8 protein-coding genes are annotated in these 14,267 nt (G+C 33.7%); 6 read left to right on the forward strand and 2 right to left on the reverse strand.

Features of this window, described 5'->3' with window-relative positions; translation table 11 throughout:
* A partial coding sequence (locus KQA_RS20645) for a DNA gyrase C-terminal beta-propeller domain-containing protein (RefSeq protein ID WP_010177495.1) occupies positions 1–1,129 on the forward strand: 1,129 nt, incomplete at its 5' end.
* 386 nt (positions 1,130–1,515) lie between these two features.
* Here the strand turns inward: KQA_RS20645 and KQA_RS0201880 are convergent.
* The gene (locus KQA_RS0201880; RefSeq protein WP_010177496.1) at positions 1,516–2,763 is read right to left on the reverse strand and encodes an OmpA family protein; all 1,248 of its coding nucleotides are present in this window, start codon (positions 2,761–2,763) and stop codon (positions 1,516–1,518) included.
* A gap of 355 nt (positions 2,764–3,118) precedes the next feature.
* Between KQA_RS0201880 and KQA_RS0201885 the strand changes: the two genes are divergently transcribed.
* The 5 genes from KQA_RS0201885 to KQA_RS0201905 all read left to right on the forward strand — a co-directional run bounded on the left by KQA_RS0201885 (position 3,119) and on the right by KQA_RS0201905 (position 7,395).
* Positions 3,119–3,370 (forward strand): type B 50S ribosomal protein L31, encoded by a 252-nt coding sequence (locus tag KQA_RS0201885; protein WP_010177497.1) that lies wholly within the window; start codon positions 3,119–3,121, stop codon positions 3,368–3,370.
* Between the two features lie 138 nt (positions 3,371–3,508).
* Positions 3,509–4,684, forward strand: coding sequence for a GlmU family protein (locus KQA_RS0201890; RefSeq protein WP_010177499.1), 1,176 nt, complete (start codon positions 3,509–3,511; stop codon positions 4,682–4,684).
* Positions 4,685–4,819: 135 nt separating this feature from the next.
* A complete protein-coding gene (locus tag KQA_RS0201895) occupies positions 4,820–5,395 on the forward strand; it encodes an RNA polymerase sigma factor (protein ID WP_010177501.1) in 576 nt (191 codons plus the stop codon).
* Positions 5,382–6,176, forward strand: coding sequence for a hypothetical protein (locus tag KQA_RS0201900; RefSeq protein WP_010177503.1), 795 nt, complete (start codon positions 5,382–5,384; stop codon positions 6,174–6,176). The genes KQA_RS0201895 and KQA_RS0201900 overlap by 14 nt, the downstream gene beginning before the upstream one ends.
* Positions 6,177–6,330: 154 nt before the next feature.
* Positions 6,331–7,395: a hypothetical protein gene (locus tag KQA_RS0201905; RefSeq protein ID WP_010177505.1), complete on the forward strand. Its 1,065-nt coding sequence runs from the start codon at positions 6,331–6,333 to the stop codon at positions 7,393–7,395.
* A gap of 182 nt (positions 7,396–7,577) precedes the next feature.
* Here the strand turns inward: KQA_RS0201905 and KQA_RS19435 are convergent, their stop codons facing one another.
* Positions 7,578–14,231 (reverse strand): putative Ig domain-containing protein, encoded by a 6,654-nt coding sequence (locus tag KQA_RS19435; RefSeq protein ID WP_010177507.1) that lies wholly within the window; start codon positions 14,229–14,231, stop codon positions 7,578–7,580.
* Between the last annotated feature and the right edge of the window lie 36 nt (positions 14,232–14,267).

Consider the following 14,267-nt stretch of genomic DNA (forward strand, 5'->3'; position numbering starts at 1 on the left):
TGGACGTCGTTCTCAAATTGAATATGCGGGAGGAGATTTTAGTATTGAGGATATGATACCTAATGAAAAGGTGGTAATTACCATTTCTCATGCCGGTTATATAAAACGAACTTCGCTTACTGAATACAAAACACAAAATAGAGGTGGAGTAGGTCAAAAAGGAAGTACAACACGTAATGAGGACTTTTTAGAGCATCTATTTGTTGGGACAAACCACCAATACATGTTGTTTTTTACTCAAAAAGGAAAATGTTTTTGGATGCGTGTGTTTGAAATTCCAGAAGGAGCTAAGGCAACAAAAGGAAGAGCTATTCAGAATTTGATTAATATTGAGCAAGATGATAAAGTGAAAGCTTTTATTTGTACTCAAGATTTAAAGGATGAAGAGTATATTAATAATCATTACGTGATTATGGCAACAAAAAAGGGTCAAGTTAAAAAGACCTCTTTAGAGCAGTATTCTCGTCCAAGAGTTAATGGAATTAATGCCATAACTATTAAAGAAGAAGATGAGCTTTTAGAAGCTAAATTGACAAATGGTGAAAGTCAAATTATGCTAGCTTTAAAATCGGGTAAATCAATTCGATTTGAAGAGGCCAAAACGCGTCCAATGGGTCGAGGAGCTTCTGGAGTTAGAGGAATTAGATTGGCGCATGAAAAAGATGAAGTGATAGGGATGGTTGCGGTGAATGACCCGGAAAGTAATATCCTAGTTGTTTCTGAAAATGGATATGGAAAACGTTCAAGCCTAGAAGACTATCGTATAACCAACCGAGGAGGTAAGGGAGTTAAAACTATTTCGGTTACTGAGAAAACTGGAGAGTTAGTGGCAATTAAAAATGTTACTGATGCCGATGATTTAATGATTATTAATAAATCGGGTATTGCAATTCGACTTTCGGTTGAAGAATTAAGAGTTATGGGGCGTGCTACTCAAGGGGTGCGTTTAATTAACTTAAAAGGAAAAGATTCGATTGCAGCGGTAGCTAAGGTAATGAATGATGATGAGGATATAGATGATGCGGAATTAGTAGCGGGTGCTAATGCGGACGTAATTGAAAGTAATGATGTAGTTGCTGACGCTGATCAGGAAGCTGATAATGATAATGCTTCTCAATCTGAGGAGTAATATTAAAAATAAGCTTAGGATTAAAAATAGGTTAAGTATTTATTTACTTGACCTATTTTTTTTGCTTTAACTCTTTGGGATAGGAGTGTTTAGGTATACTAGATATTAGTATTCTCTTGATCTTTATAGTATTTGTTGTGTTTGAATTAAATAATGTAATTTATAATATGATCATTAAAAAAATTAAATAGGCTGTGTGCTTTGTATAATGAAGGAAGGGGTGTTGAGATAAGGTTAAAATTTATCTGCGTTGCCTTGCGAAATTTGAGTTTGAATATAAGTTAACGGTGGTTTTTTTTGATGTTTTAACTTTAGCTAAGCTTTGGGTGTAAAAAAAAAAGACTGCCTTTTCAAGCAGTCTTTTTTATTTTTATTGATGTGTAAGCTTATTTCAATTTGAAAGTTACTTTTCTTCTTAATTGTAAAGATTCTTTTGATGTTCCAGATGCCGTTTCACCATTTCCTGTGTGTGATAATCTTTCAGCAGCAATTCCAGATTCAATTAATATGTCATAGACTTTCTTTGCTCTTCTCGCTGATAGGCTTGAATTAAAAGAATCACTACCTCTTTGGTCAGCAAAACCAATTAACTCGGCTTTTGCCTCTGGGTGTTCTTTCATGTATTCAATTAAGTAATTGATTGCGTCAAGAGAGTAAATACTAGGTGTAGCACTCGCAGTATTAAAGTAAACATTAACATAGCCTTCACCTAATAGTTTTTTAATAGCTTCGTCATAAGAAACTTCAGGAGCGGTAGTTGCAGTAGGAGTGTCATTTGCGTATTTTCGGTCCAAAGCAGTTTCAAATTCGTCAGGAATACCGTTTCTGTTGTTGTCAATAGTAACACCCTTAGTGTTTACTGTTACACCAGAAGTAGTGTTAGGTTCTCTGTCTAAATAATCAGCTACACCATCTTGATCAGTATCAATCATGTCGGCTTCAATGTTAGCTATTTTTGTACTAAGCTCTTCAAGTTGTTTAGAACTAGCTCCATCTTCAATAGTCCAATCTGCGTGATTTTCATTTTTACCTAAATTAATAGCAAAACCAGCTGTAGCAGTAAGCATTGATCCAAAACCAGAAACGTTTTGGGCTCCATCCCAATTGAAATTTTGTCCTAAATGCCTTAAGTAGCTTAAATCAACTTGAAAAGATACTCTTTTTGATAGTTTTAATTGAGGGGTCAATCCTAAAATAAAATTAACAGCAAGCTCGTCACCAGTATTACCCAAAGTATTATAATCAAATGAGGATAAACCTCCACCTCCATGGAATAATAATCCAATATTTTTAAATGCAGTGGTTCTAAATCCCATGATATTGCCAAGGTTTATTACTCCTTGTATTGATCCTCGGTAGTATTTAGTTTCAAATTCAATAGAATTATCGTCATTGTTAATATCTTGATAACCAAAATCTGCTTTAATTCCAAATTTAGTATTAAGGCTGTAGCGTACTCCAAAATTACCTGCTACAAATTCGGGTACTGGGGAAAAGTGCCCTGGAGAAGCTAAATTAAATGTTTTAAGTGCCCCGGCATCAAGTTCAATAGACCATTTGTTGTAAGTGTTTTCTTGCGAATGTAAAGCACCTATAGTTAAAGTTGTTATGATTATAAGTAGTGTTTTTTTCATGGTTAAGCAGTAGTAAATTAGTATATATTTACAACCAAAAGTATGAAAAAGTACATTAAAAATAATGTTTTTTGTTAAATGTAGGTGTTTTTATTTGTTAATTTATTAATTTATAAGGTTTTGACATTTTTTTTGTAGGAAGATTTTTAGCATTTAAAATGTTAAAATTCTATATTTTTGTTTAGTTTTTTATTAACTACACTTTTAGCTAAGGTGTATTCTGTTTAATATATCAAATTAACATGGTATTTTGCTTAGATGAAAAAAAGAACTTTAATTAAAAAAATAGTTTATTAGTTGTATAATTATAAAAAATGCGTATTTTTGCCATCCGAAAACGAAAAGATTTTTAGCAATGAAACAAGGTATTCACCCAGAGAATTATAGATTAGTAGCTTTTAAGGACATGTCTAATGATGATGTTTTTATTACTAAATCAGCAGCAAATACAAAAGAAACTATTGAAATCGATGGAGTTGAGTATCCAGTAATAAAATTGGAGATTTCAAGGACATCTCATCCGTTCTATACAGGTAAGTCTAAACTTATCGATACAGCAGGACGTATTGATAAATTTAAAAACAAATACGCAAAATTTAAAAAATAATTTTGTAGTTTTCTTATAGCAAAAGCCTTCTTTTAGAAGGCTTTTTTTGTTTGTCCTAATTAAAATAATAAATGTTCAGGTATTTAGTTGTTTCAGCATATTTACATTAGTATTTTCGTAAGTATAAATACTAGCAAAATGAACTATATTTTATTTGATGGACCGCAAAGGCAAGCTTTATTACCTTTTACCTATACAAGACCTGTTGCCGATATCCGTATTGGAATATTAACCATACGAGAAAAATGGGAACGCTATTTAGGAAGCACTACTTCAACAGTTACCGAAGATTATTTAGCTGAAAAATGGCCAATGGTTGAGCTGGAATCAAATACATTTATTTGTGGAGGCATTCTACCTACCAAAAAATTGGTAAAAGCAATAAAAGCTTTACAATTGAAAGAGGTTTTGTATTCAGAAAATGAAGAATTGATTGCTTTTTGTGTGCCCGAAGGGGAGGATCCTGATTTGGATTCTTATAAAGCAATTCAATTTAATGATGCTTTTGCTGAAGTAAAAAATACATGGGATATTTTTAGTTTAAATGAACAAGCAATTGAAGCAGATTTTGAGTTATTAACTGTTGACGAAACAAGCCAAAAATTATCTGAAACGAATAAAGTAATAGGTGATGGTAGGGTTTTTATAGAAGAAGGGGCTTCGGTCGAATGTGCTATTTTTAATACTACAAAAGGATCCATTTATATAGGTAAAGAAGCTACGGTTATGGAAGGGGCAATAATAAGAGGACCTTTCGCATTATGTGAGTATGCAACAATAAAAATGGGAGCTAAAATTTATGAAGGAACCACAGTTGGACCTCACAGTAAAGTAGGAGGGGAAGTAGGTAACTCTGTGATTTTTGGGTATTCAAACAAAGGGCACGATGGATATTTAGGGAATTCTGTTCTAGGTGAATGGTGTAATTTAGGTGCAGATACAAATACTTCAAATTTAAAAAATAATTACGCGGAGGTGCGTTTATGGAGTTATGAAACGAGCGGCTTTGCTAAAACAGGTTTGCAATTTTGTGGATTAATGATGGGGGACCATTCAAAAAGTGGTATTAATACCATGTTTAATACAGGTACAGTTATAGGAGTTAGTGCTAATATTTTTGGAGGAGGGTTTCCTCGTAATTTTATTCCGAGTTTTAGCTGGGGCGGAAGCGCCGGTTTTGTAACTTATAAAACAAATAAAGCTTTTGAAGTGGCCGAAAAAGTAATGCAGCGTAGAAAAATTGATTTTACAGCGCAAGAGCAAGCTGTTTTGGAACATGTTTTTGAAGAAACTGTTCGTTGGCGAAAAGAGTAATAGTTGCTGGAATTAATATTGATCAACAAATAAAAAAGAGCTTTTTTCATTAAGATAAAAGCTCTTTTTTTATTTTTTTTAAATTATGAGACAACCATTGTTGAAAAAAAAGCGTCTTTATAAATAGAAGACTAAATGAAATCACTTTTGAAAGTAATAGCACTCTATAAAAATGAAGAAGCACTGCTAAAAGGGCTGTTAAAAAACAACCGAAGTGCGCAGCGTAAGCTTTACGAATTGCATGCACCAAAAATGTTAAGTGTTTGTCGGTATTATATAAAAGATTTGCATCATGCAGAAGAAGTGATGTTAAATGGTTTTTTTAAAGTATTTCAAAATGTGAACAAATTTAAGAATGAAGGTAGTTTTGAAGGTTGGATTCGAAAAATTATGGTAAGAGAGGCTATTTCTTATTTAAGAAGTCAAAAGAAAATTGAATTCATAACAGAAACTATAGTATTAGAGAGTGAATATGAAAATAATATTCATTCAACTATTGAGGTAGATCAAATACAACATTGTATTGATTTGCTTCCCGAAGGGTATAAAATAGTATTTGTGATGTATGCTATTGAAGGTTATAAACATAGTGAAATTTCAAAAATGCTAAAAATCACAGAAGGGACATCGAAATCGCAATTATTTAAAGCGAGAAAGTTATTGCAAAAAAAGGTTAATGAATTAAATAGGACTGGCTATGCTACAAAATGAGTTTGAAAAAGTGAATAAAGAAATGTTAGAAGCTAGGTCAATACAACCTTCAGTAGATGCTTGGGATAGATTATCAAAACGTTTAGATGATGATCAACAAAATAAACACAAGCAGTATAAACGTAAGTATTGGTGGTTGGGTATTGCAGCCAGTTTGATAGGGGCGTTATTTATTACACAACAATTTTTGTATAGTGATTTTATAACTAGATCAACAGATGTTGATATTGTGGTTACTGAAAATAAAGACATAGATCATTTAAATAGAAAGAAAATACTTAAAACAACAACCTTAGTCACGGAAAAACAAGAATTCAATATTGATTCAAATAAAAGTGTTAAGCATAAGACTGCGTTGGTAAATAGAGAGGAAAAGAGTTCAAAAAAGGAGGCTAAAAAGCTTGTGGTGCTAAATGTTGTACCAAAAGAAAAAGTGATGATGCCTTCTCAAGTAGCACACTTGGAAAAAAAAGATACGGTGTTAAAGGGAGTAACATTTCAAGATCAAAAAATAAAAGAGCTATTAGTAGAGGTTGATGCTTTAGAGGAAACAGAGGTAGTATTGTCTAATGAAATTATAGAAGATTTGTTGTTAAAAGCACAAATAGAAATTGATATAGAAAATTCGCAGATAGAAAATAAAGAAACAGTCAACGCTAGTTCATTACTAAAAAGTGTTGAGAATGATTTAGATATGTCTTTTAGAAATAAAGTGCTAAAAGCATTAAAAGAAAATTATTCCAAAGTTAAAACGGGTATAGTGCAACGTAGAGATGATTAGCTAGATCAGATAGCGTTACGCGAAAGGATGTTTTTTATTCCAGTTAAATTTTTAAATAATTACTAATAGTTGACTCAGTATAATTACTTGAGGGTGATAACTATTGTCTTTAAGCAAACAGAAAAAATAATAATTAATTCAAAAAAAAAGAATCATGAATGTAATTACAAAATATATGGTATTGGTATTGGGGTTTGTTATGAATATCCAAGTAGCCAATGCTCAGGATACTATTCAAAAGGATGTAAATCAATTTAAAATCAAAAAGTTAGAAACTTTAAAAGCTGATATTAAAAAACAAGAGCGCGAATTTTTAAAGCAAGAGGTGGCGGCTATTGATGAATTGTATAGCAAAAAGGAAATAACTAAAGAACAAGCAGCGTCACAAAAAATGGAAGCAGCAAAAAAGCGAGCGTTAAATATTGATAATCGAATAGCTATTATTAATAATAAAATTTTGATTTTAAACCGGAATCAAAAGGATGCTAATTACAAAGGAGTGATAATAGGTGATTCTTTAAAAGAAGTATTTAATAGCATCGATTGTGAATCTGATGTTCCGGATGAAAAGGAATATGATAAGCGTATTAAAAGTGGTTTGGTCTTGGCCTTTGGTTTTAATAATGCACTTTTTGATGGAATGGATTTGGAGGACTCTCCATATAAATTTGCAGGATCACGTTTTTTTGAAATTGGATGGGCATGGAATGCCAGAGTTTTTGAACATACTAATTTTATGAGGCTTCGTTATGGGTTATCAATGCAAATAAATAGATTAAAGCCAGATGATAATAAGTTTTTTGTACAGGAAGGGAATAAAACAATGTTGGCAAATTTCCCAAGTAATCTTAAAAAGTCTAAGTTAACCATGACAAATTTGGTATTGCCTTTGCATTTTGAATTTGGACCTTCGAAAAAAGAAGAAAAAGAGACTTATACAAAGTATTCAACAAAGCATAAGTTTAAAATTGGTGTTGGAGGTTATGGAGGACTAAATATAGGAACTAAGCAAAAGCTAAAATTTAAAGAAGATGGCGAACGTGTAAAAGAAAAGCAAAAAAGAGATTTTAATAGAACTAAATTGATTTATGGCGTGAGTAGTTATATTGGTTTTGGGGCAAGTACACTGTATGTAAAATATGACTTATCTCCAATTTTTAAAAATCAAGATGTTGATCAAAATAATATATCAATAGGTATTCGTTTTGATGTAGATTAAAAAGGTACAGATAAAATATTATACGAAATTCTTATCAGTAAATCGTATTAGTAGAAAGCTATCATTTATACATGATATTAATTATATAAAAAATAAAGAGCTATCTTAAAAAAAGAAGCTCTTTATTTTTTATATATCCCACCTAAATTTAGATTAATTTAAGGTAGGAGTTGTGTTGAAATTTAGCGAGAAATTTCAATTAAATGTTCCTCACTTGTACCATTGTTAAAGTTAATTTTTAATAGATATATTCCTTGAGGGTAGCTAATTGTACTAAATTGTAGCCCATTAGGAGTCTCTAGTTGATTGGTAGTAAAACTAGCGATTAATATGGCAGAATTACTATCAAAAAAATCAATGCTCTGAATACTATTGATATCTTGTGTTTGAATATTTATTAAGTCACTAGTCGGATTAGGGAATATTATAATATCACTATTTGTGGTGGTAGCATTCGTTGTAACTATAGGTTGAGTAGGAGGATTAGTATCAATTATTGCTAAAGTAAATTCGGTACTGGCTGTTAATCCATTAAAGTCTATTGCTTCAATAGCAATGCTTAGTATGGAGCCTTGTGAATTTACTGGAGGAATTCCAGATACTGTTCCTGTAGCTTCATTAAATGTTAACCAATTTGGTAGTGCTGTTCCGTTGCTTAAATTTACAATATAAGTTAGTTTATTTCCGGGGTATCCCTTATCAAAAGAATCAGTAACATTTAATTCAAAATTTTGAGCAATAGTTGCCGTTTGATTAGTTATCGCGGTTGCAGTAGGCACGGCTTGTGGTCTTATATTTTTAAAGTAAAAAATATTATCATTCCAATCACAATTAGCAGAACCTGCGCCACATCCATTTTGTACAAAATCTTGCAGTACAATATATTCATTAGGAATAAGCTCACCTTTATTATTTATCACACGATAAACACGTGCGCCAAGTAGGTCAGGTCTTCTGCCATCAATATTATTTCCACCTGTAGTTAGGTAATTGGAAATTGCAATTCTAAAAGGTTCACTAATAGTAGTCGCGGTATCAAAACTGATATTGTCACCTCTATTATTTCGGGGTAATAAAGTTTGGAACCATGTGCGCGAATGAAAAAAGTTAATATCACCAACCGTATCGGTATTGTCGAGTGCAACAAATCGAGCACCATTTCCACCTGGACCATGCATTGCCGAAATTTGAAATCCAATCACAGGTTGAGTAGGATCGGCCTGAACAAAAGCTTCAGAAAAAATCATATCACCTTCATAGCCCATGTCAATATTTGTGGCAATAGGAAAATTTGAAGAAGGTCTAAAAGATCTAAAATTTGGAGGTGTAATGGTACCATTGTCATTTACGATACTTAACATGGATGTTTGTAAGCCAAAAGCATCAAATACCTGCTGTGCATTAATTTCTCGACCACCTTCTTGACCCTGTTGGTGTGATCCATTAAGTGTGGCTTTAACTTCTGGTGTGGTAATAGCATCAGATGTTACGGTCATTTCATTTATAAAAAAGCTTTTACCATCACTGCCATCTCCATCAAAAATAATAGGTAAATCAGCAAAACTACCTGCTTCAATACTAAAAGGTAGACTAATAGGATTCCCTGTAGTATCTAAAATAGAAAAGCTAAAAACTGATGGACCGGAAATTTTAATGTCCGAAACAACTAAAGCTTCAGTACCTACATTGTTTAATCGTAGGGTGTTTGAATCTTGAACGTCGGTATTTGGTCTAATGTCTCTTATTTTATGAAATGTAAGGTAGTCCTCAGCAGGGAATCCGATATTGGTTGTTGGGATTTTAGTTAAATTTTCTAAACTAAGTATTCCATTTGAAGTAGGAAGTATGGTTGCAGGAGTAGCATTATCCAGAATAAAAACATAGTCTTGATAATCGCCATTGTTCAAATCTTCAAAAGCAATTAAAAAACTGTTTTCAATAATACTTCCATTTCTATCTTTATTAGGATAAATACGAGTTCGATGTGCAACATCTATATTTAAAGGATCTTGCGTATAACTTATTCTATTAAAGAAAAGGGATTCGACAAATATTCCAAAGACTTCATTTTGAGGGTCAAATTCTTTAATTCCAGATTTAGAAGGAGGAAATAATCTTTGCGCATTTTGTAAACCAGTTTCCAAGGTGTCAATTACATTAAATTGTTGTGTTGTTTGTTGGTTAGTGTACCATCCATAAGGTAATTCCTCGGCAGGGGAATACCTAGCTACAGGAGTCAAGGTTACAGGAGCATCTGAGGCTTTTACCCATAATTCTGTTTCAACTTCGTCACCAATAGGATCAGGATTTACACCATTAGCTAATGTTGTCCATCCTACATCAATACCAACACCAATGGTGTTAACAACACTTTGTAGCGTAGGTTCTTCTCCGCCTTCAAAGCCTCTCTTTTTAAGTGCGTACAGGTTAATTCTGGTATTTGGATTGGCAGGATTATTACTTTCAATAGTTAAAATAGCATCCTGAAAACCTAGATCTTGTTGGTTTAAGTCAGGTGCGTAAATAATATCCAATTCATAAGTTTCGCCAGGATTAATACTTACTGCAGTTGCTGTTGGGCTGAAGCTAAATTGATTTGAAAAATTTCCAGAAAGACTAATGGTATTAATTTCTAAAGTACTTTGTCCTGTGTTGCTAACACTAATGGTATTGGTTTCGGTCATTGGACCATCGGTATTAACGGTAGTTTCAAAAAACAATTCATCCGATGATACGGCTATGTTATTTGGACCAGATAAAGCCCTTAATAAAGTCAATCGAGGTGTTCCTCCTCCAGCTCTGTCATATTCGGAAACATATAAATTTCCTGTAGTAACATCTTCAACAACATCTAATGGGTCATCAAAACCTTGTAAACCGGGTATGGCATTGTAAGCGTCAATAACATCTCCACTGGCGCTATTGACATCTAACCCAAGTAGGTCATCTTGACCGCTAAATCGAGATACAAACAAAAGACCTTGCAGGCGACCTCCAAAAGCATTGCTTTTATATTCAATTACTCCGTTGGGTGATTTGTTAAAACCAAAATCATAAGCAGGTTCTTGATAATTAGGATCGGGAAGTACTGTAGAGGGATATTTGGGTACATCTATATATGGATTATCTTCTTGTCCTGGTAAATTACTATAAGCTAGTCCTCCGTGGTTTAATACGAATTCACCTCGGTAAGGGTTTGGATGACCGTGATATGAACCTCCTTGTGTTTTAAATAACCAATCTTTTTGTGTGTTTCCTCCTTGAAGGGCTGGTACATCTGGTATACTTGTTAGTCCATCAATTCTTCTAGCTAATGTATAATCCGCGGTGGAGGGAGCGTTAGGGGAATTAGTATTGTTTCCCGCTGTTCCATTTGTTGGGACGTATAACCAGCCATTAGAGTGCCATATTAAGTCGTAAGCATTTCGTACCCCACTAGCAAAAATGGTAACAGGAGAGTTTGTGGCATATGGATTATATGTATTGTTACTCATTAAAATGTTATCACTTGGGGCATTATTAATAACCGAAATATCATCGGTGGTGTATACACTTAAGGGTAAGTTTGTGGGTAATTTATCTAGTTCTACTTTAAGAATAGCTGCCGCTAAAAGTCTTTCGGGGCGAAATGCCCAAGCAGGGTCAATTTCACCACCTGCACTATTACTCCCTTGGCTTATGTATAAATCATTTGATTCATCAAAAGCCAGACTATTGGTTAAATGATCTTTTGCTGATCTGGGAAGGTGAATAAGGATATCTTCAACAACTTCTAAGTTTGGACCACTTAAACGGCTAAGTACTCCATCCCATTCTGGTGCATTAGATAAAGCAGATTTACTATGAGTAATATAAGCGATAGGGTTGGTTGGTGTTGAGGTCGGATCAAAAGTGAGTCCAATAATTAGCCTAGTGTCATTATCACGTATGCCATCAATAGGGTGAGGAGCACCGTTTAATTCAGGAGAAAGTATTTCTAAATTAGAAAGTGATCCATCGGTTTCAATGGTCCAACGATGTATTTTTCCATCAGAAGCAAAATTTCCTATGGTACTAGCATAAAGTTTTCCATCTGGGCCAATGATTAAGCTTGAAAAGCGTTCATTTTCTGTACCATCTCCTAGATCAGTTCCAAATACTTTTTGGAAAGCTACACCTGTTAAATCACGAGAGTTGGAGCCTTGAGTGCTTCGCATGCCTGTAGTAAAGGTAGATTCGAAAGGGAAAAATGATAAACGATCATTTAAATTCCCAATTAAATTAGCTTCAACATTTGATGTGATTCGGTATATATATGTAGTATTTTCTTTAAGAGGAGTAAGTGGAGTAAGGTTAATAAAATCACCTCCACCCGTATCGTTAGAGTTTGATGGGATTAAAACTTCTCCAGTAGGGGTAACTTCAAATAGATTTACGTTTCCATCAATGGTATTTTCATCCAGTTCATATCCGTTTGGAGTTATTAAACTTACTCCAATTTGGAAATTTTCTAGGGCTACATCAGTGGTGTTATTTGCAGGATTTACATCAGTAAAAAATGGACGTACACTATTTGCAATTTGTTCAATTTCAATTGAATTTATTTTAGTGTTGAACCCGCCACTAGCATCAATAGTTAGTCTTCCATCGGTAATATTAGTTGTTAGGGTTGCTGTCGTAAAACGATTGCCAGTAGTGGCGTTTCCAGTAGGAGTGAAATCATTAATGGTATTTATGCCTTCTATATTAATTGTGTGTAATGGTGTTGTGGCAGGACTATCAACTAATGGATCACCTACAGATACTATTATGTTGTAAAGTCCTTCGGGAAGTTCTAGTTCCCATATACCCTCAGTTGTATTACCGTTGTTGCCCCCGGTGTCACCATATTGCATGTGTAGCAATGTGTTTTGTAATTCACTTACTCCATTTGTGTTTCTGTTGCGTGTATTTCTAGATAAATCTAAAGGCGAAGTACCATCTGTAGTTAGCCAACCGTAGCTAAAGTTGTTTCCTCTATCTTCAAAAGGAAGTCCTGTATCTTTAAGATAATCAATAATATCAGGGCTTCCGTTAGTGGTGAAGTTAATTTTTAAATTAATAAGTTCTTCTTCTATAGTAGGGATAATTGAAAAGTCTTCAAATGTATAAGTGACTTCGGTGTTCTCATTTTCATTTCTTTTTGAAACATAAATACCGGCAAAGCTTAAGTTTTGGTAGTTGGTGTTTCCGTCTCGAATTTCTTGAGGTAACTCAATAGTTCCTATTGAAACTTCTGTAGTGTCGTTTAATTTGTAAAAAGCGGTAATACTATTGGTGTTAACATCAATATGTAACCTTAGTTGAACTTTACTTGTATTTAAATTAGGGACATTTAGGTTTATTCTTTCAGCATTTGGAGCCAAAGCGTTAAGTTCGGTGAGTACTTCAAGATTGTTGCCATTTCGGATTACAAATTTGATAAAGTTATCTTCATTAAGACCTAACCATATTCCTGCTTGTTCAAAATTGTTTGAAGTGTCTGAATAGGGTTGATTAATAGTGGTAATAATATCAAAATTGGTTAGTTCGCTAAAATCGATACCAGTTCCTAAGGCGTTTATTTGTGAGTTTGTGTTTCGGCTAGTAGTGTTGTCCTGATAGGCTATTCCTTTTGTAGCTGTGATAATTAATTGGTTGTTTTCTAAAAGTAATTTAGAAGGCTCGTACCCTGGTATTTCATTAGAAAAAATAGGTTGGTCGCTAGCAAGTCTAGCAGATGGAGCGTCGACCATGGTAAATCCAGTATTTGAAATACCACCTTGGCTACCATCAAAAGTTAATTGAAGTGGTAGTTTAGCTTTTAATTGGTTGCAATCTAAGGTGCTAATTGGGTTGCAAGGAATAATGCCTACAGTTAATGCTAGGTTTATTATAGCAGGTTTGTAGCCTTTTGTTGTGGCTATTATTGTAGCTGTTTCTTGTGTGCCATCTGCTAAATTTGAAGTGTTAATTTCAAAAGTATAGTTGCCTACTATTCCTGTTTTTTGAATAGTAAGCCATCCATTAGTTATTGAGGTGTCTGCAGGAACTTCCAGCAGGTTTTCTATTGATAGCGTGAGTGTTGCAGGATCGGAAGAGGCTGTTAATTCTTCAATTAACGTAACTGTTGTGTTTTCGGGAGTAATGGTTGATACATTAGTGTTGGTGAAGTTTAAACTATTTAGATCAGCAGTGTTCGTTGATGTATCAATGTTGATGTAGTTGATTTTTGTATTAAACCCGCCCAAAGCATTAACAGTTAATAAGCCATCAGTAACTTCGATAGTTAATGTTTCTTCTCTAGTTTCTCTTGGAGTAGGTATAAAACCAGGTACAATGCTAATACCTTCAATGGTTAATGCATGGCGACTATCTATGGAATTACTTACATCTCCAACTCCAATAGTGATATCATATATTCCGTTAGGAATTTCAATTTCCCAGTATATTTCATTTCCTCGAGGTTGTGATTCCCAAGTTGAAATGTGATTTCCTTGCAAATGGACGAGTGTACCAGTTAATTTTTCGATGTCTGTAGCGTTATCGTAAGCTATACCAAGTCTGTTTCTTCCAATTCCATTGTTGTTTCCTGGAACATCTGCCGAAGCATCAAAAGGGGTATCGTCACTTTTTAATTTCCAACCATAATTATAGTTGCTGTTATCAATGGTGATCTGAGATGTTCCAAAAGCTTTACCGTGATCAGCTATATATCCAGTAGGTGGAGTGGTGATGTTTGGGTTGTTTTGGAAGTTGATTCGTGCCTCATAAGTTTGGGCGTAACTACTCAGTGTCACTAAAAATAGTAACACTAGATAAAGTGTTTTTGTTTTCATAAAGGTGGTTCTATTTATTTGTTGTACAGTTTAATA

It is taken from the genome of Aquimarina agarilytica ZC1 (genome assembly GCF_000255455.1).
Classification (GTDB): domain Bacteria; phylum Bacteroidota; class Bacteroidia; order Flavobacteriales; family Flavobacteriaceae; genus Aquimarina; species Aquimarina agarilytica.